The organism is Paenibacillus odorifer, from assembly GCF_000758725.1.
Classification (GTDB): domain Bacteria; phylum Bacillota; class Bacilli; order Paenibacillales; family Paenibacillaceae; genus Paenibacillus_AQ; species Paenibacillus_AQ odorifer.
In genome coordinates this window covers 68672-87691 of sequence record NZ_CP009428.1, presented here as the reverse complement: position 1 = coordinate 87691, position 19020 = coordinate 68672, and the positions used below count along the sequence as shown (strand labels likewise).

Genomic DNA, 19020 nt, shown 5'->3' with positions numbered 1-19020 from the left:
TTTTAATTCTTAAAAATTATGAGTTGGGATCCACAAGCTCTTCTGTTGTAACCCCTAGGACATTCGCAATTTTATCTAAAATTTGATCTTCTAATCGTCTGTTACCCCTCTCGACTGCACCAAGCACAGCCAAGGAAATTCCGGCAAGATCCGCAAGATCCTGTTGAGTATACCCTTTTAGCTTACGGAATGCCCTGACCCTCCGTCCCAAACGCTTGTTGTCCACAACCGAATTCCTTCCTTCCCGTCTATGTCTTGAAGCGCTGCTGTAATCAGCTTGCGAAGTCCGGAAGATTGTTCATTCTGTGGAACGATGTCACTGAGCGGAAACAATACAAAAGCACGCTCTAACATGCGTGGATGCGGTAACGTTAAATGTGGTGTATCGAGCACCTGACCCTCAACCCACAACAAATCCAAATCTACCGTTCTCGGTCCATAGCGGATATCCCGGATACGACCCAACTGCGTTTCAATCCCCAACATCACTTCCAGCAAGGACTCGGGCGCAAGTGTCGTTCGCAAAGCTGCTGCCATATTGAGAAACTGCGGCTGATCTAAATAACCTACTGGCTCTGTCTCGTAAACTTTGGAGCAGCGGACCACAGATATTTCATCATGAGCGTCCAGTCTGTTCAAAGCCTCTGACAGTGTACCCTCGCGGTCACCCAAATTAGCCCCTAAAGCAATATAAGCCTCTGATTCTTCAGAGGTGGAATGTATATTCATGGACCTTGTTCTCACTTTCTAGTTCTGCGCAGCTCTACAGTCACTCCCTGAAAATGAATGTCGAAAGGCGGATGGGGTTTAGTTACCTTAACCGTTACTGCATTGATAACAGTATAAGTGTCCAGTACGGAGGATGCAATATATTCTGCCAAAGCTTCGATCAACTTAAAAGACTTTATTTCGACAATGTTTTTGACTAATTCATGAACTTCAGCATAATTCACGGTTTGACTCAAATCATCATTTAAGCCCGCACCCTGCAAATCAAGCTCCAGCTCTAAATCAATGTAAAAACGTTGTCCCAGCTTACGTTCTTCCTCAAATACACCGTGGTATCCGTAATATTCCATGCGATGCATTGTCATTTTATCCATGATTAATCCGCCCTTTTTCGTAAAATATAGCTATTCACGCACCAATGGAGGTGCAGCATACAACATCGCATCACACATCTTAACCGTTCGTTTAATCAGAGATACATCATGTACACGTACGATCTGGCAACCCTGAGCTATCCCAAAAGCTACTGTAGCTGCGGTGCCTTCCACAACATCATCAGACGGCAAATCAAGTACCGTGCGGATGAATTTTTTGCGGGAAGTCGCCAGTAACAACGGATAACCTAACTCAGTCAACCCGTCTAAAAGCGTCATTGCCTGCAGGTTTTCATTATAATCCTTAGCAAAGCCGATACCTGGATCCAATATGATATTGGCCGGCTTAACGCCTGCGGCTACCGCAAGATCAATACTTTCCTTAAGGTCAGCCGACATATCCGCACTCAGATTCGTATAATTACGGTCCTGCCGGTTATGCATCAAAATAATAGGACAGTCAGCAGCAGCGGCCACTGCCGCCATTTCCGGATCGGCCTTACAACCCCATATGTCATTAATGATATGGGCACCCGCAGCTATAGCTTGGTGGGCTACTTCAGCTTTATAGGTATCGATAGATAACGGAAGGTGAGGTGCCGCCTTATGAATACTCTCAATCACAGGCAATACACGGGCTAACTCCTCTTCAAGTCCCACCGGTTGATGACCAGGACGAGTAGATTCACCGCCGATATCAATAATATCAGCACCCTCTGCAGCCATACGCAGCGCATGCTCAACTGCTTTGTCCGGATGATCCCAAAGTCCTCCATCCGAAAAAGAATCCGGGGTCACATTAAGGATGCCCATAATCAATGTTCGATTTCCTAACTCCAAGTCTGTATTTCCACAACGGTATGTCCGCTTAAAGAGGACTGGTCTCATTTCGAAATCGCCGTCCTATCTCTATATAATGAAATCAAGCCAGCAGTAATTGTTCCACACTGGCCAGTACCTATAGTAAATCTTGCATCTCCGTGCCACACCCCAGTAACAGGAACGATTTCTTGTACGGAATTGGTAAGAAACACTTCATCAGCAGCTTTTAACTGCTCCCAGTGATATGTTCCTTCTTCAACACTAAGGCCTGCACTAAGAGCCAGCTCCATTACCATTTCCCGGGTAATTCCCGGAAGTATCCCTGTTGTAAGATCTGGGGTATAGAGCCTGTTGTTTTTTACAAAAAAGATGTTGCTGACAATGCCCTCGGCAATAAATTCTTCTGCCGTCAGCATTAGTCCTTCAGCACCATTTGCCGCAGAAGTATACCCTCTAAGCTCTCGCTTAGCCAGAATGTTATTCATATAATGCAGCGACTTGAATCGCACTGTTCCCTCAGGAGTATTACGCCGCAAGGACAACAGCTGCAGCTCTTTGCCTTCACTATAGAGTTTATCTGGTACTTTCGGCAGCGCTTTGATGTACAACAAATGATTAGGCTTTTGATAATCACCAGCAGGTAATCCGAGAATATCCTCACCGGCTGTTACGGTATAGCGTATATAAGCTTCTTTTAATTCATTTTTGTCCATAACGCGCTTAATCCAGTCAAGTAGATGTGCCGCTTCTGCTTCAAATGGAATGCCCAGTGCCTTGCAACCCTCTGCCATACGCTTCAAATGACGCTCCAGCAAAAAGGGAACTCCCCCATAGGTCCTAAAGGTTTCGAACAAGCCAATGCCGTACAAAAAGCCGTGATCCAAGGTAGAAACCACGGTTTCTCGGGCGTCAATGACACCATTGTTAAATCCTATATATTTCATGCCGTTTCTCCGGCTCTCCGTTTCAAGAAATTACGCAGCATCGTATGACCATGATCCGTAATAATAGATTCCGGGTGGAACTGCACACCTTCAATAGGGTATTCTTTATGGCGCAATGCCATAATCTCCCCTTCTTCAGTCTCAGCCGTAATCTCCAAGCAATCTGGGAGACTCTCCCGCTCTACAATCAGTGAATGATATCGGGTAGCTGTAAATGGAGACTCCAGACCTTCAAAAACTGAGGTCCCGTTATGGTAAATAGGCGATGTCTTCCCATGCATCAAACGCTCAGCACGGATGACATTGCCACCAAATGCTTGTCCAATCGCTTGATGTCCAAGGCATACGCCGAAGATCGGAATGATCCCCTTGAAATGATGCAACAATTCCAGACTAATTCCCGCTTCATTTGGCGTACATGGGCCTGGTGAAATTAGAATATGGTCAGGTGCCAGCTTTTCAATCTCTTCGATGGTAATTTCATCATTGCGGTGCACTTTAACCTCTTCCCCAAGCTCACCTAAATACTGTACGAGGTTATACGTAAAGGAATCATAATTATCGATGACCAAGATCACAGTGCTACTCCCCCTTCGGCTCCGCTGGTAGCTGGCAATTCCTGCTGCAGTTCACTACAGAGTACTGCCTTCACTACCGCTTTGGCTTTATTATGGCATTCACGGTATTCACGGTAGGGATCGGAATCGATCACTATGCCGGCACCTGTCTGAATATATCCGACCCCGTCTTTTACAGCCAGCGTTCTTATAATAATATTTAATTCCATATTGCCGTTATAGTCAATAAAACCCATCGATCCTGTATAGGGTCCACGTCGAACCGGCTCCAATTCTTCAATAATCTCCATTGTCCTTACCTTGGGAGCCCCTGTAATAGTCCCCCCGGGGAATAAAGCTGCAATAACCGCATACGCGTCTTTATCCGGCGCAATCTGGCCCTCTACCTGCGAAACGAGATGCATCACATGAGAGTAGCGCTCCACCGTCATCAGCTCCGGCACGCTGACGGAACCGTATGCAGCGACACGCCCGATGTCGTTGCGTTCCAGATCGACAAGCATGATATGCTCGGCGATCTCTTTTTCGCTCCCGCGAAGCTCCGCCTCCATGGCGGCATCCTCCGCGGGAGTGAGTCCCCGGCGCCGGGTGCCAGCGATTGGCCGGGCGCTCACTTTGTCCCCGTGCAGCTTGACGAGCAGCTCCGGTGAAGCGCTGGACAGCGCGAAGCCGGGCGACCGCAAGAGCCCCATGTACGGGGACGGGTTGAGCTTGCGCAGCCACTCGTAAACATCCTCCGGCGGGGACTTCAGCTGCGCCTCCTGGCGCAGCGAGAGGTTCACTTGGAAGACATCACCTTGGCGGATGTATTCCTGAACGTCCAGCACTGCCTGCTGAAACTTCTCAGGCGAAAAAGCGGAAGCCATGCCCGGCCACTCTCCTGATGAAACTGTAAGGGCCTCAATGCTGCCCACAGCCTCATCATCCAATCCTGCAGCTGAAGATATCAGCTGCCACTGCTCTACCATTTGTCCAGCCTGTTCTATACTGCCAAGATAAAGATTTTGCAGCTCTTCCATCCCACAGTCTGCTGGAACTGGAACGTGAACAGCACAATACAGCACATGCTCTTCGTGATCATAAATCCATATCTCGTCAAACCTCATAAAAAGATAATCAGGAAAACCAGGATCATCTTGGGCAAGAGACGGCAATCGTTCCAAAGAACGAACCACATCATAACCAAGGAAACCAATACATCCACCAGAAAAAGGAGGAACATCTTCATCCTTTAGCTTAGGTGACGTAAAATCCGACATCCATTGCTGCAGTAGCTCCAGCGGTTGTCCATGTAGTGTTGTTGCCTCAGGTATCCTCTCCTCGTCCACTGATGCTAATTCCAAAGATTCAGTAGGGAAGCTAAATACTTCCGCATTATCCTCCTTGCCCTTCAATATCGAAACAGGGTTCAAGCCCAAGTACGTATAACGGCCACCCTTACCACTTTCTAAAACTACAGAATACTGGGAAGCTAACTCCCAGGCTTTCTCCCAGGACGCGGGTAATTCGTTTGTGCACCGGGGAGATTTTATAATCAAGGGAAACATGCTCCAGTCTTCAGCAGCCCATTGTTCCCACTCGTTCCAGGTTGTTATGATTTCCAAAGCCATCCTCCTAAAAGTTTTGTCTAGCATCATCTTACAGTTTAATCTTCGAGACAAAACTCGCTTCGTAAGCATATGCTTAGTTTTATGAAGCCATTACTTCGTAGACATCACTTCGCAATAAAACTTGCTTCGTAAGCATTTGCTTAGTTTTGTCCATTCATCAGTAGTATATTGCCTGTCAGTATACTGTACTTAAGGCATTATTGAAAAGCCCTCAGCGATAGGAAATTATTATGATTTTTGCGTTTTCTGCAAAAACCAGAGCTTTTTTCAACAATAATAAAATCACCACGTCTACCCCGGCATATATGCACAGTACCTAATTCCTTTTAAATCAACGAAAAGAGTCTCCATCACCACCAAAAAAGTGGTATGAAGACTCTTATAGATTTACGTTATTGCAAACAATTACGCTTCGAAATTGTAAAGTGGTGTGCTCAGGTAACGTTCGCCGTTACTTGGGATAATGACTACTACTTTTTTGCCAGGGCCTAAATCTTTAGCTACTTTAAGTGCGGCAAATACAGCAGCACCTGAAGAAATACCAGACAAGACGCCTTCTTCTTTAGCTACACGACGTGCAGTTTCGAAAGCTTCATCATTCTCAACGTGGATGATTTCATCATAGATATCTTGGTTCAGAATCTCAGGGATGAAGTTAGCTCCGATACCCTGGATTTTGTGAGGGCCTGGTTTGCCTCCAGCCAAGATTGGGGAAGCAGCAGGCTCCACAGCATAAATCTTAATATCAGGATATTGGCTTTTCAGCACTTCACCCGCACCAGTGATCGTTCCGCCTGTTCCGATACCTGCAATAAAAGCATCCAAAGGACCGCCGATGGATTCAATAGCGTCAATGATTTCAGGTCCAGTAGTCTCACGGTGAATCTTCACGTTCGCTTTATTCTTGAATTGCTCGGATGGGAAATAGCTTGGGTTCTCCTTCAGAATTTCGTCTGCTTTCTTAACCGCACCATTCATACCTTCCGATCCTGGGGTCAGCACCAATTCCGCTCCATATGCGCGAAGGAGATTACGGCGCTCCAAGCTCATTGTTTCCGGCATTACGATAACTGCCTTATAACCTTTAGCAGCAGCTACAAGTGCCAGGCCGATACCAGTGTTACCACTAGTAGCTTCTACAATCGTACCTCCTGGTTTCAGTAGACCTTCACGCTCAGCTTCTTCCACGATGCTGATTGCAATCCGGTCTTTTACGCTTGATCCCGGGTTCTGATATTCCAATTTCAAATAAATATCTGCGGAGCCTTCCTGTGCCAGACGATTCAAACGAACGAGCGGAGTACCTCCGATCAATTCTGTTACGTTGTTAACGACTTTAGCCATGAGCAAAAACCTCCTTAGAATGATAAATGCGATATAAGAACGTAAATTGTGACTTTATGCTTCTGTGTGTGGAGTTTAAATTGTTGACCACCGTCAGTTATTTCCGACTAAAACGGTAGGGTTTACGTTAATATCATATTATCAATCTTGCAGGCTGTTGTCAATATTTATTGACACCTCATATTTATTGCGTAAATTGCTTTCCACCTGCTGCAAGGGAGGGGCTTGCTCCAAAGCCAGCTCTTGACGTACAAGCGCCCGAATTTCTTTCTGATCTGGCATTTCTGGAGAGTGAATACTCTCCAAGCGAATAATGGCGAAGTCTTCCCCTGTCTCGATCGGACCGGCTATATCACCCACATCCAATCCAGCCGCAGTCTTTAACATTCCCTCTGGCCAAAAAGGGTCGTCTTCCTCTACTTTGCCTAAACTGCCTCCATGCTGCCGACTCTCTTCATCAATAGACACTTCCCTAGCCAAATCAGCGAAATCCTCACCCTGTTCCAAGCGATCCATTACCTGCTGACCTTCCTCATAGGATGAAACCTTGATCATAGAAAGCTGCATTTCCTTTTTTGGAACGAAGCGCTCGGCATTTTGCTCTAAATAAGCATCTATATCGGCATCACTGATTGTAATGCCCACCGTGGCTATCGCTTGTAAGGACAGACGATAAGCTGTCTCTGTGAACACTTCCTGACGAGATAATCCCAGCTGAGATTGCATTTGAGCATAATATTGCGCTTCTGATTCGTATCCAACTATAGTGCGTGCCAGTTCCTGCTTAACCTCATCGTCTGTCACGGTAATTCCTAAAGCCTTAGCTTCCATGTCCACGACAATATGGTTAAGCATACTGATTAACACTTCTTCTCCATGCTTTTTTTTGAGCTCATCCATCCACTGCTGATCCGTTATCGGTTGTCCGCCTGCAGTCGCTACATCCGGTGATTCATTGTCTGTTGTATCTCCTTTAAGAAGAGCCATGGCGCGTAAACTCCAGAATAATAGACCCCCGAGCATTAAAGTTGCAACAGCTAGAATAATAACCGTATTGCGAAGTGCGCGTTCCTGTCTCGTCATCATCCCAATGCCCTACGAATTCGCTTGTTCTAAAATGACCTGTAAATCGTCCTTATTGAAAACATAAGCCTCATTGCAAAAATGGCATACGACTTCAGCCTGTTCATCTTCTGCAATTAATCTCTCCAGTTCATCCCGCCCTAAGCTAACCAATGTCTGCTCTACCCGCTCACGCGAACACTGACAAGCAAAGTTAATATCCAGTTCATCCATAACCACTGCATCCGGCAACAGGTAGCGCAGCATTTCTTCTGGCTCCAGCCCCTGATCGAGAAGCGCTGTTACAGAAGGCATCGCCCCTACAGCTTTTTCAATCTCTGTGATCTCCGCATCAGTCAGACCAGGAAGAAGCTGAACAATAAACCCTCCAGCCACAATTACCGACTCATCGGTATCTACCAGTACACCTAGGCCAACCGCAGCTGGAGTTTGCTCAGAAACCGCAAAATAATAAGTAAAATCATCGCCAAGCTCCCCGGAGATAATAGGTATACTACCTCGGTATGGCTCTTTCATGCCTAAATCTTTTATAACATCAATGAACCCTTCAGTTCCCACCGCTCCAGCTACATCCAGTTTCCCCATGCTATTGCTCGGTAAATGAATGTGCGGATTATGCACATAACCACGCACTTCTCCCAATGCATTGGATTCTGCAACGATTTGTCCGATCGGTCCATTCCCTTTAACCATAATACTCAGCTTCTCACTACCCTTGAGCATAGCGCCCATCATGGCTGCAGCGGTAACTGTACGTCCCATTGCGGCTGTAGCCGTTGGATACGTATCGTGTCTGCGTCTCAGTTCTTCAACCAATTCAGTTGTGCGGACAGCAAACGCTCTCACTTTACCATTAAGAGCCGTGCCACGGATTAGTCGATCCTTCTTTTTTTCCATTGGGTGCATAGCCCTCCTATCTCTTCGCCTTTTAGGCTTCTTTATCTTTATTGGTTACGATCGTAAATAATTCTTAATCCTTCTAGCGTTAACATAGGATTTACTTCATCAATACAGTCCGTTTCACCCGCAATTAGCGAGGCGAGGCCTCCGGTCGAAATAACCTTCAGTTCGGGAGCGTTCATCTCGACTTTAATTCGTTTAACGATGCCCTCAACCTGACCCGCATAGCCAAAAATAATTCCGGCCTGCATCGCATGCACCGTATTACGCCCGATGACCTTTTTAGGCTTCTCCAATTCAATTCGCGGCAGCTTAGATGCCCGCTGGTATAATGCCTCTGTTGAAATGCCTAGACCAGGAACTATCGCGCCACCAAGATAATTAGCACCTGCATCAATGCAATCAAAAGTCGTAGCCGTACCAAAATCAACAACCACAAGTGGACATTTGTATTGTTCAATCGCAGCAACTGCATTAACAATCCGGTCTGCGCCAATTTCACGCGGATTCTCATAACGTAAGTTAAGCCCCGTCTTAATCCCTGGTCCAACAATCAATGGGTCTTTCCCTATATATTTAATACACATATCCTCAATAGTCTTAACCAGTGGTGGAACAACCGAAGATATAATTACACCTTCAACGTCTTTGACAGATATACCTGACATGTGAAAAAGATTGTGTATCATTACTCCATATTCATCCACGGTCGATTGGCGCGCAGTGCTTAGCCGAAAATGATGCAGCAATTCGCGTTTTCTATATACACCGAGAACAATATTGGTATTACCGATATCGACAGCAAGCATCATGACAAAGGCCCTTCCTTCTTAGCATTAAGGTCTAGACTGATATCCAGACTGGAGAAGGAGTACGTAAGGCGCCCGACAGAAATCACATCCACACCCGTTTCAGCAATCCCGCGTACGGTTTCTAACGATACATTTCCAGAAGCCTCTGTCTTAACATGCGGAGCTTGGGATTTAATCCTAGCCACGGCTTGCTTCATCATATCGTTAGACATGTTATCGAGCATTATAATGTCGGCACCTGCTGCCAGCGCCTCTTCGACTTGCTCTAAATTTTCGGTCTCCACTTCGATGCTCATCGTATGCGGGATGTTCTTCCGAGCACGACCTACAGCCTGCCGAATACCACCCGCGCCTTTGATATGATTATCCTTGATCATAACTGCATCATATAAGCCAAAACGGTGATTAAAGCCTCCACCAATACGAACAGCATATTTCTCCAGCATCCGGTGACCTGGTGTTGTCTTACGTGTATCCACTAAGCGAGTCGGTAATCCCTCCAGCACCTGCACGAAAGAAGCTGTACGTGATGCCACACCCGAAAGACGCTGCATCAAGTTAAGCGCAAGCCGCTCACCTGTTAGAATCGCATGTGTGCTGCCCTCAACCTCAATAATTACAGTCCCTTTGGTTACAGCTTGACCTTCTTCGACAAGGGCTGTAAAACTAAGCGCCGGATCCACAATTTCAAAGACCAGCTCTGCAATTGGGATGCCACAAATTATCCCATCTTCCTTGGCATGAATAATCCCTTTGGACTCATGGCCCACTGGAATCGTCATCTGCGTGGTTACATCTCCGGAACCAACATCTTCCCGCAACCAAGCCTTGATAGATTGTACTAGTTCTTCATTGTAACCATTAAACATCATCGCTTAATTCCTCCACTATTCCCAGTTCGCGAATTTGAAGCAGGTGCTTACGCCACTGATCATCATCCCGCTGCGGATAATCCTCACGGTAATGCGCCCCACGGCTCTCTTCCCGTGCCAGAGCAGACTCTGTCACAAGCAAACAGCAGGTCAGCATATTAGCAAATTCATATTCCTCACGTTTGGACAAAGCTGATCCAAAGATTGGCAGCTGTCGTTTTAATTCATCTAATCCTTTAAGTAACATCTCTTCGTTACGACGTAGTCCGGCATATCGAACCATTACCTTCTGTAGCTTCAAACGACGTTCCACAATAGCTTGAGTTGGCGAATCTACACGGCCCTCGTTACTGATAACCGATAAAATATCACGGTCCAGCGGGGAAAGCTCATGAATCCGATCAATAATACGCTGTCCAAATACAATGGCCTCAGATAAAGAATTACTAGCTAAACGGTTAGCGCCATGCAGGCCTGTGGAGGAAACCTCTCCGCAAGCAAACAGACGCGGGACGGTACTCTCTCCATTCAGATCGGTCTTAATCCCCCCCATCATATAATGCGCAGCAGGAGCCACTGGAATCCAATCACTTGTAATATCCAGTCCATAGCCCATACATGTCTCATATATTGTGGGAAACCGATGCTTCACCATCTCTGGAGATTCATGTGTAATATCCAAATAAACGAACGTTGATTTAGTAAGTTCCATTTCACTTACAATAGCTCGCGCTACAATATCCCGCGGGGCTAGTTCAAGCAGGTTATGATAACGCTCCATGAACCGCTCTCCATTAATATTGCGCAAGACTGCTCCTTCCCCACGCACAGCTTCGGAGATTAAAAATCTAGGAGCTCCTGGGTAACTAAGTGCTGTAGGATGAAATTGAATAAATTCCATATCTCGTATATGAGCACCAGCGCGATAGGCGATCGCTACACCATCTCCTGTAGCTACCTCAGGGTTGGTAGTGTATCGATATAATTGTCCTGCTCCACCAGAGCACAAAATGGTCGCATCCCCTTGCAGGAACAACCGTCCACCACCGGGCCGCTGCAATAATGCGCCTACACATTCGCCACCTTCAGTGATGAGATCGATAACATAATGATCATCCCAGACCTCAATATTCTCATGTTCCGCTACCTGTTCCGCCAATGCACGAACAATCTCATAACCAGTAGCATCCCCATTTGCATGCAAAATACGGCGGTGGCTGTGCGCTCCTTCCTGAGTCAAAGCCAGTACCCCATCTTCCTTATCAAACAGGGTTCCTAAGCGAATTAACTCATGAACGCCTTCCGGCCCTTCATTAACAAGTGCATCGACAGCTGTTGAGGAGCAAAGACCTGCACCGGCCATTAAGGTATCCTGCCGGTGGTATGCAGGGGAATCATCCTCAGCTATAACAGCTGCGATCCCCCCCTGTGCATAGCGAGTATTACTTTCCATTACTGATTTCTTTGTGATCATTATGACACGCCGATCTTCACTGGCTTTAATAGCCGTGAATAATCCGGCAATCCCTGAACCAATAACAATACAATCTGTCTTTACCGTAGGAATATCCCGAAGATCAAAATCAACCAAATATTGTGGAATCATGACCGCTTTTCACCTGTTTCAACGAAAGAGTAGCGCATGCTACCGGACTTGTAGCATGCGCTCTAGGGATGTTCTGGCTTTGTCGGCGACAGCAGGCGGTACATAGATTTGTGGCTTCATCGTCTCCAGGCATTTCACCAGTTTTTTTAGATTATTAACTTTCATATTAGGACAAACAAGAAATTTGGTAGCAAAATGGAATTCTTTATCTGGACTATCCTTACGAAGCTGATATCCGGTACCATCTTCCGTTCCAACGATAAATTGCTTACGATCCGATTTCCGGCAATACTCCAGAATTGATGTAGTGCTGCCTACATAGTCACCCATGGCCACTACTTCAGGACGACACTCTGGATGAACTACAAATTCCGCATCTGGATATTTTGCTCTCATCTCTACTACATCTTTGACGGTCAACATGTCGTGAGTGTTGCAATAACCTTCCCAGATAATCAGCTTCTTGCCCGTCTGATCTTGTACATATTGACCAAGATTCTTATCTGGGACCCAAATAATCTCTTCGGCGTCAAGGGATTCGATTACTTTCACAGCATTAGCAGAGGTACAACAAATATCGGTTTCTGCTTTAATCTCGGCGGACGAGTTGATATAAGTGACTACTTTAGCATTTGGATGTTGAGCTTTTAGCTTACGTAAACCGTCTACATTGACCATATCTGCCATTGGACAGCCTGCACGTTCATCAGGAATTAGGACGGTTTTGTTCGGGGCTAAAATTTTTGCACTTTCCCCCATGAAATGAACACCGCAGAATACAATAACTTCCGCATCTGTCTCTGCAGCCTTCTGAGCGAGTAAAAAAGAGTCGCCCCGGAAATCGGCAACCTCCTGAATTTCATCACGCTGATAATAATGAGCTAAAATGATTGCGTTTCGTTCCTTTTTAAGCTGTTCAAGACGTATACGAAGTTCTCGATTCTGTTCCTGCTTGCGCTCAAGCGCCAGAGCTTCCACCGATTGTTCTCCCCCTTAAATCCTCGCGGCTTTTCGCCGACATGATGTTATCAAATGGCATGCGCCATCATGGTGAAAAAATGAACATGCTGATATAAATAGTAAGTAATATTAATCACTAATGTACACAACGTTCCAGCCCCTGTCAATGTAACTGGACAGGCTTTAAGGCATAGAATCCCTTAAAAATTAAAATAAAAAATCCGGAGAACAGTTACGTTCTCCGGATAAATTTACATCATATGAATGGTGGACCCAATTAGGTAAGGCTAGTGCCCCCACCTTTGTTGTCATCATCGGAACCGTCATTACCCTCAGAATCAGGGTTATTCGGGATATCCTTTGATAAGTCAGGAAGTGTGGACTGTTCGTCCTCAGGCTTGCCTTGAATGCGAACTCGCACATCACCGATATTGTCGATGACAGGCTCGCCAACTTCATGGGCAACACCTTCGCCACCCTCTGGTTTACCATCCTCGGAAAGGAATCCTTGTTCAATCAGTTGTGTGATCTGATCAAGCTCAAGTGTTTCTTTCTCAAGTAATGTATTGGCAATCAAGTGCATTTCTTTGGAGTGTTTGATCAACAGATCTTTACAACGTTCGTAACTCGAAGTAATAAAGTTCTGCATTTCCTGATCAATCTCATAAGCAATGGAGTCACTGTAATTCTGTTCATGCCCAATATCACGACCTAAGAATACTTGACCTTGAGAAGATCCGAACTGCATAGGTCCAAGCTTATCGCTCATACCGTACTCCATAATCATGGCACGCACGATGCGCGTAGCCTGTTGGAAGTCACTGTATGCACCCGTACCGATCTCACCAATAAACAATTCTTCGGCAACACGTCCACCAAGTAATCCAGTAACCTTATCTAAAAGCTCCTGCTTGGTAACGATCATCCGATCTTCCTTCGGAAGCATAATAACGTATCCGCCTGCACGTCCGCGTGGGATAATAGTAACTTTATGCACCATATCGGCGTGCTCAAGGAAGTAACCAGCAATAGTATGGCCTGCTTCATGATAAGCTACAATACGTTTCTCGCGGTCACTGATCACACGGCTGCGTTTCTCAGTTCCTACGATAACACGGTCAATAGCTTCATCCACTTCAATCATGGAAATATCTTTACGGTTACGGCGTGCAGCTAGCAAAGCTGCCTCATTCAGCAGATTCTCCAAATCAGCACCTGTGAATCCGGTTGTGCGTTTAGCAACAACATCCAGTCTTACATCTTTCGTAAGCGGTTTGTTACGAGCGTGCACCTTAAGTACAGCTTCACGGCCTTTCACATCAGGACGGTCAACCGTAATTTGACGGTCAAAACGTCCTGGACGAAGCAATGCCGGATCAAGTATATCAGCGCGGTTAGTCGCCGCTACAATAATAATGCCTTCGTTACCACCGAATCCATCCATCTCAACCAGCAATTGGTTAAGCGTCTGCTCACGCTCGTCATGTCCGCCACCAAGACCGGCACCACGCTGACGACCCACAGCATCAATTTCATCAATGAAGATAATACATGGAGCATTCTTCTTAGCATTCTCGAACAAATCACGTACCCGAGAAGCACCGACACCCACGAACATTTCCACAAAGTCAGAACCGGAAATACTAAAGAAAGGAACGCCAGCTTCACCTGCTACCGCACGGGCAAGCAATGTTTTACCTGTTCCCGGAGGACCTACAAGCAATACGCCCTTAGGAATACGTGCGCCGACAGCTGCAAATTTGCGTGGATCTTTCAGGAACTCAACGACTTCGACAAGCTCTTGCTTCTCTTCGTCCGCCCCTGCAACATCCTCAAAGCTGATTTTCTTCTTCTCTTCATTATATAACCGAGCCTTGCTCTTGCCGAAATTCATGACTTTACCGCCGCCACCTTGCGCCTGATTAAACAGGAAGAAGAACAAGATGAACATAATTACCAGTGGGATAATTGAAGAAAGGAATGTCAGCCAAATGCTGGTACCTTCCATTTTCTTCTGAGTTAATTCAATCCCATTAACATCACTGGCTTGAATCAGTTCATTGATAGCGGCATCTGTAGGAGGAATATATGTGGAGAAGCTTTTCGATTTAGTATCGGCAGGCAGCTCTCTATACTCGCCTGTGACCAGAAAGGCATTACCCTCAAACTGAACCGTCAAATCCTTCACATTGTTGTTCTTGATCTCCTGCCGTAACTCGTCGTATCTAGGGAAATCGGCGGCTTCATTTCCATTGCTCACAAACTGGACAATACCCACCACGACTAAAAATAAAATCAAATAAAAACCAGAATTCCGGATGAACCGATTCATCCCCTACCTCCTCTCACAACACTCAAGTTATTGTACCATAGCCTCTTGGGACACCTCAAATAAAGGAAGTTGTGGGTATCCGATCCGTATGATCGAGGCAGTCCTTAGTTCAATTGGAATAAATCTCAGGTTTCAGTACTCCAACATATGGGAGGTTCCGATACCGCTCGGCATAATCCAATCCGTAGCCTACTACAAATTCGTCAGGTAACACGAAGCCTGTGTAGCTGGCTTCAAGATTAACAGTGCGGCCTGATGGTTTATCAAACAAGGTAACCACAGAGATAGTAGCAGCATTCCGGTTGCGGAGCAACTCAATTAAATAGCTGAGTGTAAGACCACTGTCAATAATATCTTCAACGATCAAGATATCGCGGCCTTCTACCGATACATCCAAATCCTTAATAATTTTGACTACTCCAGAGGACTTGGTGGATGCTCCATAGCTGGACACTGCCATGAAATCCATCTCAACAGGTACTGTAATGGCTTTAACCAAATCTGCCATAAATATAAACGCACCTTTTAGTACACAAATGACTAAAGGGGTACGACCTGCGTATTCTTCGCTCAGTGTTCGACCGAGCTCCTTAATTTTCTGCTGAAGTTCCTCTTCGGTGATCAATACTTCTTGAATATCGTTTTGCAACTTGCGAAACCTCCTAAGTTATACTATGAAAGACTTACTTCGACCATTACGTTTCTTCGCGGTCATCCAGCTCTGCCAGAGACAATAGAAGTACGGAGGTCGTGTGCCGCCCTACTGCGGCATGCATCGAGCGTCTTACGCCCGGAATCCAGACGATATTGCCCAAACCATCACAAACGAGGGGAATCAATGACCGTTCGGAAGCAGGTATTTTATCATCAATATAAATATCTTTTACCTTTTTGCTTCCGTTTAATCCCATGATCCTTATGGTATCTCCAGGCAATCGGGATCGTATCGTCAGTGGAAAGACCAGTTCATCACGGTCAAACCAAGCCGACATCTTCCCATAATCCTCCCCCTGTACAAAAAAGTTTTCTCTCTCCAGTACCGCCATCGACATCACCTTACCTATTTCCTCCAATTTAAGCTTAGAGTCCGGTAAAAACAGACGATATGTATAGCTTGCCTGTGGCGTCGTGGGCTTGGACGAGAACAAGATACTATCATATTGCCGCACACAAGTCAGGCCTCCACCCAAATCCAAGCTCCAGGTGGTGGGATAGCTCTGCAGCGTTCCCCGACGTACAGTTTCGATCTTGGGGAAATCAAGGGCAGATAAATCCGCCGACAGATAATTTAATATTAGTTTAATCAAACGCCGTTGTAAAGCGGAGGGTATGGCAGCAAATGAAGCTCTGTTAAAGGTGTATTTCCCATCCCCTTCCGAAACTAGCTCTTCAAAGCATTTTGCCGCAGACGTCTCCATATACTCATCTTCAGCTCCCGCAATTTCCGCAAGCTGTACGAGGGATTGCTTCACTCTGCCATTATACTTTTCCAGAAAAGGAAGAACTTCCAAACGAATGGCATTCCGCTTGTATTTCGTCAGCAGATTGGTGGCATCCTCAGCATAAGTGAAACCTTCATTTTGGCATAACCCTAAAAGTGCTGTTTTGTTAATACGTAGGAATGGGCGAATGAGTTCCACCTTTTTTTCTGTTCTTTTCCACTTGATACCCGACAGTCCAGATAAGCCACTTCCGCGTAATAGACGCATAATTACAGTTTCTGCCTGATCATCAGCATGATGAGCCAGAGCAACAGAACGCGCCCCATATCGGTGTGCCGTATCAATCAGAAATTCGTACCGCTTCTCACGTGCAGTACCCTCAGGACCAAGTCCACTCTCTTTAGCCAAGGAGGGAATATCGAATTCCGCAAACTCAAAGGGCAGTCCCAGTTCTTCAGCCATACCACGTACGAGCTCTGCCTCTTCCTTCGACTCCGGCCTAAATCCATGATTCACATGAGCACATATTAAGGTAAGCGGTATAAATTTTAAAGATATTTCATGTAAAACATGCAAAAGAGCCACAGAATCCGGGCCGCCGGAAACTGCGACTACAATGGTGTCATGGGGCGCCCACAGCTCATGCTCGGCTGCTGACTCCAATACAGACTCCACCAGTCCATTCATTTGCTCCATATGCGCCCCCCTCTCTCTCCAACTATATGTATGAGTTCAAAAACGGAATACCCAATAAATCGTAAAGGCGAGCAAAAACAAAGACAATGCGAATGCATTTTTTAACCACCGGGGGGTGTCCATACTATCCGGGCGCTTTCTGCGCGAGTTATAAATATGGTTTCGCCAGACCTCAGTAGCATCCGCAGAGCCTGAGAACCCCCCTTTTAACGCCATACAAATCCAGGAGGATAGTTTCTTATTGGGTAAATTTCTAGCCAGCTTAAATAATTCGTCCACACTTCTCGTCTGCGGCAGCTGTAAGGCTGCCTTTTTGAGCCCTTCTTCATTGAGCAAACGAAGACACAGCACAGCAAATGCGAAAAGATCGTAACCCTCATCGCTGATTCGACTGCCCGCATTCCAGAAACCACGATCATGCCATTCGGTAAACTGCTTCACACTACGACCAATAGGGCTTGTGCCCCCAAAGTCGATCAGTTCCACTTCACCGTATTTCGATACCATGACGTTCTCGGGCTTCAAATCACCGAACACAAATCCACATTCATGCAGTGTGCGCAGCTTTTCAAGCAGACCAAGACCTACCAGGCCTAACCAATCGGGACCGTTTTTCGATAAAAAATGATGCAGCGGTTTGCCTTCAACATACCTCATCACATAGAAGGGGATATTATCCCCATTCGCAAAATCATCCGCTTCCAAAAAATAAGAAGACAATGGATTCTCACGACGAGCCCGATGTTCATTCCGCTTTCGTCGCGATTGCAGCGAGGTCAGCACATTGATCTCCGATTGAAGTTCAAGTGTATCGTATCCGATTTTTAGCGCGTACCTTTCCCGTCTGCCTTCTCTTTGCACAAGATATACGGTTCCGTTCGCGCCCCTTCCCAGCATCCGCTCAACGACATAACGGTTACCCCGCCATTTGCCGTTAATTAAGGTACCAGTAGGATAGGACGGATTAGACGACATACCCACCAATCATCCCTTCTCTTTCGTCGTGGTCATCGCTTAGTCGGCGTCCACGATGTTCATCCAGTGTATCATAACGATAATGTTCAAGCACCTTGAAAATAGCTGGGCCAGTCGGCGTTGCGCCTCTCATGTGTAATTTAGAGAATAGCGTACGAATACCTGACATGTCATGCGTCCAATCTAGATCAAGCTTGGCATCTTCACTGCTGTTATTTCCGGGAAAATGAAACACAGCGATCTCACTCTTGCCTTCCCGTGCTTCTAAACTGAGTGCCAAATCGCGGATTGCATCTTCCACAGCACCCAGTTTAGGCTTCATACTGGCACTGGCATCGATAAGGAGTGCAATGCGCAGCGGCGTTGTTTCTGTCAGTTCATCTACAACTGTAACAACCTGTGAACGTTGAACAGGAGGCAGCTGATCCAGTGAGCCGTCGCCTAGTATCTTTTTTACCTCTTTATTAACCGCCTGCTGGATCGTCTGAACCACGGTCTTGCGTGTCATCATCTGAATCGTCTGCGCCAGTTGTGGTGTTCCGACTATTCGGCTAAGGCCTCCCCCGGCCTTGGCAATGTCGGCAATCTCCCGGCTGCCGATTTCACCGATCGTACCATAATCAACTACACCGACCACATTTACGGTGATTCCCTCCTGCAGGGCATGCGCCGCTGCCAACACCGGACTTTCTCCTACATTCGAACAACCGTCAGTAATGAGCATAATTTGCTTCATAACCCTCAACTCCCCCTTTGTTTGAACCTCTGTTTCTAGCATATCCAGAAATGAGAGATTTCAAACGGTCGATGTTAAGTGAGGAGTCTAGATCAAAACAGAGGGGGTTAGTGAATAGGGGAACTACGAGAAATGTTTGGGCTTTCGATCGCTGTTGTCCTCAGATTCCTTGATTAGAACCGCCTCTCGCGGTTGGAATCCGAGG

19 protein-coding genes are annotated in these 19020 nt (G+C 46.2%); all 19 read right to left on the bottom strand.

Going from position 1 to position 19020, the window contains the following annotated elements:
* Positions 1-16 precede the first annotated feature (16 nt).
* Complete coding sequence (locus PODO_RS30285; RefSeq protein WP_076099929.1) at positions 17-226, bottom strand: helix-turn-helix domain-containing protein; 210 nt, start codon at positions 224-226, stop codon at positions 17-19.
* Complete coding sequence (folK, locus tag PODO_RS00405) at positions 178-729, bottom strand: 2-amino-4-hydroxy-6-hydroxymethyldihydropteridine diphosphokinase (protein WP_036678725.1); 552 nt, start codon at positions 727-729, stop codon at positions 178-180. Before folK ends, PODO_RS30285 begins: the two co-directional genes overlap by 49 nt.
* Before the next feature lie 11 nt (positions 730-740).
* Complete coding sequence (gene folB, locus PODO_RS00400; protein WP_036678726.1) at positions 741-1103, bottom strand: dihydroneopterin aldolase; 363 nt, start codon at positions 1101-1103, stop codon at positions 741-743.
* A gap of 30 nt (positions 1104-1133) precedes the next feature.
* On the bottom strand, positions 1134-1991 hold the full coding sequence (gene folP, locus PODO_RS00395) for a dihydropteroate synthase (protein ID WP_036678729.1): 858 nt from the start codon (positions 1989-1991) through the stop codon (positions 1134-1136).
* Positions 1988-2869, bottom strand: coding sequence for an aminotransferase class IV (locus PODO_RS00390; protein WP_036678731.1), 882 nt, complete (start codon positions 2867-2869; stop codon positions 1988-1990). Before PODO_RS00390 ends, folP begins: the two co-directional genes overlap by 4 nt.
* Positions 2866-3447 carry an aminodeoxychorismate/anthranilate synthase component II gene (gene pabA, locus PODO_RS00385; RefSeq protein WP_036678733.1) on the bottom strand — a complete coding sequence of 194 codons (582 nt, stop codon included), beginning with the start codon at positions 3445-3447 and terminating at the stop codon, positions 2866-2868. The genes PODO_RS00390 and pabA overlap by 4 nt, the downstream gene beginning before the upstream one ends.
* Entirely contained in the window at positions 3444-5057 is a 1614-nt protein-coding gene (locus PODO_RS00380) for an anthranilate synthase component I family protein (RefSeq protein WP_038568037.1), read from the bottom strand. The genes pabA and PODO_RS00380 overlap by 4 nt, the downstream gene beginning before the upstream one ends.
* A gap of 405 nt (positions 5058-5462) precedes the next feature.
* Positions 5463-6401 carry a cysteine synthase A gene (gene cysK, locus PODO_RS00375; protein ID WP_036678737.1) on the bottom strand — a complete coding sequence of 313 codons (939 nt, stop codon included), beginning with the start codon at positions 6399-6401 and terminating at the stop codon, positions 5463-5465.
* Between the two features lie 141 nt (positions 6402-6542).
* Complete coding sequence (locus PODO_RS00370) at positions 6543-7487, bottom strand: peptidylprolyl isomerase (RefSeq protein ID WP_080742371.1); 945 nt, start codon at positions 7485-7487, stop codon at positions 6543-6545.
* Between the two features lie 9 nt (positions 7488-7496).
* Positions 7497-8381, bottom strand: a complete 885-nt coding sequence (gene hslO, locus PODO_RS00365) for an Hsp33 family molecular chaperone HslO (protein ID WP_036678742.1) — start codon at positions 8379-8381, stop codon at positions 7497-7499.
* A 47-nt stretch (positions 8382-8428) separates the two neighbouring features.
* A complete protein-coding gene (locus PODO_RS00360; protein WP_036678745.1) occupies positions 8429-9196 on the bottom strand; it encodes a type III pantothenate kinase in 768 nt (255 codons plus the stop codon).
* Positions 9193-10068 carry a carboxylating nicotinate-nucleotide diphosphorylase gene (gene nadC / locus PODO_RS00355; protein ID WP_036678747.1) on the bottom strand — a complete coding sequence of 292 codons (876 nt, stop codon included), beginning with the start codon at positions 10066-10068 and terminating at the stop codon, positions 9193-9195. The genes PODO_RS00360 and nadC overlap by 4 nt, the downstream gene beginning before the upstream one ends.
* The gene (gene nadB, locus PODO_RS00350; protein WP_036678750.1) at positions 10058-11674 is read right to left on the bottom strand and encodes an L-aspartate oxidase; all 1617 of its coding nucleotides are present in this window, start codon (positions 11672-11674) and stop codon (positions 10058-10060) included. Before nadB ends, nadC begins: the two co-directional genes overlap by 11 nt.
* Positions 11675-11713: 39 nt before the next feature.
* On the bottom strand, positions 11714-12652 hold the full coding sequence (nadA, locus tag PODO_RS00345) for a quinolinate synthase NadA (protein ID WP_036678753.1): 939 nt from the start codon (positions 12650-12652) through the stop codon (positions 11714-11716).
* Between the two features lie 259 nt (positions 12653-12911).
* Positions 12912-14966, bottom strand: a complete 2055-nt coding sequence (ftsH, locus tag PODO_RS00340; RefSeq protein WP_038568034.1) for an ATP-dependent zinc metalloprotease FtsH — start codon at positions 14964-14966, stop codon at positions 12912-12914.
* Between the two features lie 109 nt (positions 14967-15075).
* Entirely contained in the window at positions 15076-15615 is a 540-nt protein-coding gene (gene hpt, locus PODO_RS00335; RefSeq protein WP_036678757.1) for a hypoxanthine phosphoribosyltransferase, read from the bottom strand.
* Between the two features lie 46 nt (positions 15616-15661).
* Positions 15662-17104: a tRNA lysidine(34) synthetase TilS gene (tilS, locus tag PODO_RS00330; protein ID WP_038568032.1), complete on the bottom strand. Its 1443-nt coding sequence runs from the start codon at positions 17102-17104 to the stop codon at positions 15662-15664.
* Between the two features lie 36 nt (positions 17105-17140).
* Positions 17141-18079: a serine/threonine protein kinase gene (locus PODO_RS00325; RefSeq protein ID WP_036678862.1), complete on the bottom strand. Its 939-nt coding sequence runs from the start codon at positions 18077-18079 to the stop codon at positions 17141-17143.
* Complete coding sequence (locus PODO_RS00320) at positions 18069-18815, bottom strand: vWA domain-containing protein (RefSeq protein ID WP_038568031.1); 747 nt, start codon at positions 18813-18815, stop codon at positions 18069-18071. Before PODO_RS00320 ends, PODO_RS00325 begins: the two co-directional genes overlap by 11 nt.
* Between the last annotated feature and the right edge of the window lie 205 nt (positions 18816-19020).

Coding starts and splice junctions, on each gene's coding strand:
- PODO_RS00360 (WP_036678745.1), bottom strand. CDS start 9,196: ATGATGCTTGCTGTCGATATCGGTAATACCAATATTGTTCTCGGTGTA.
- PODO_RS00380 (WP_038568037.1), bottom strand. CDS start 5,057: ATGGCTTTGGAAATCATAACAACCTGGAACGAGTGGGAACAATGGGCT.
- folB (WP_036678726.1), bottom strand. CDS start 1,103: ATGGATAAAATGACAATGCATCGCATGGAATATTACGGATACCACGGT.
- PODO_RS00325 (WP_036678862.1), bottom strand. CDS start 18,079: ATGTCGTCTAATCCGTCCTATCCTACTGGTACCTTAATTAACGGCAAA.
- nadC (WP_036678747.1), bottom strand. CDS start 10,068: ATGATGTTTAATGGTTACAATGAAGAACTAGTACAATCTATCAAGGCT.
- PODO_RS00320 (WP_038568031.1), bottom strand. CDS start 18,815: ATGAAGCAAATTATGCTCATTACTGACGGTTGTTCGAATGTAGGAGAA.
- PODO_RS00390 (WP_036678731.1), bottom strand. CDS start 2,869: ATGAAATATATAGGATTTAACAATGGTGTCATTGACGCCCGAGAAACC.
- PODO_RS00370 (WP_080742371.1), bottom strand. CDS start 7,487: ATGATGACGAGACAGGAACGCGCACTTCGCAATACGGTTATTATTCTA.
- nadB (WP_036678750.1), bottom strand. CDS start 11,674: ATGATTCCACAATATTTGGTTGATTTTGATCTTCGGGATATTCCTACG.
- folK (WP_036678725.1), bottom strand. CDS start 729: ATGAATATACATTCCACCTCTGAAGAATCAGAGGCTTATATTGCTTTA.
- ftsH (WP_038568034.1), bottom strand. CDS start 14,966: ATGAATCGGTTCATCCGGAATTCTGGTTTTTATTTGATTTTATTTTTA.
- cysK (WP_036678737.1), bottom strand. CDS start 6,401: ATGGCTAAAGTCGTTAACAACGTAACAGAATTGATCGGAGGTACTCCG.
- tilS (WP_038568032.1), bottom strand. CDS start 17,104: ATGGAGCAAATGAATGGACTGGTGGAGTCTGTATTGGAGTCAGCAGCC.
- hslO (WP_036678742.1), bottom strand. CDS start 8,381: ATGGAAAAAAAGAAGGATCGACTAATCCGTGGCACGGCTCTTAATGGT.
- folP (WP_036678729.1), bottom strand. CDS start 1,991: ATGAGACCAGTCCTCTTTAAGCGGACATACCGTTGTGGAAATACAGAC.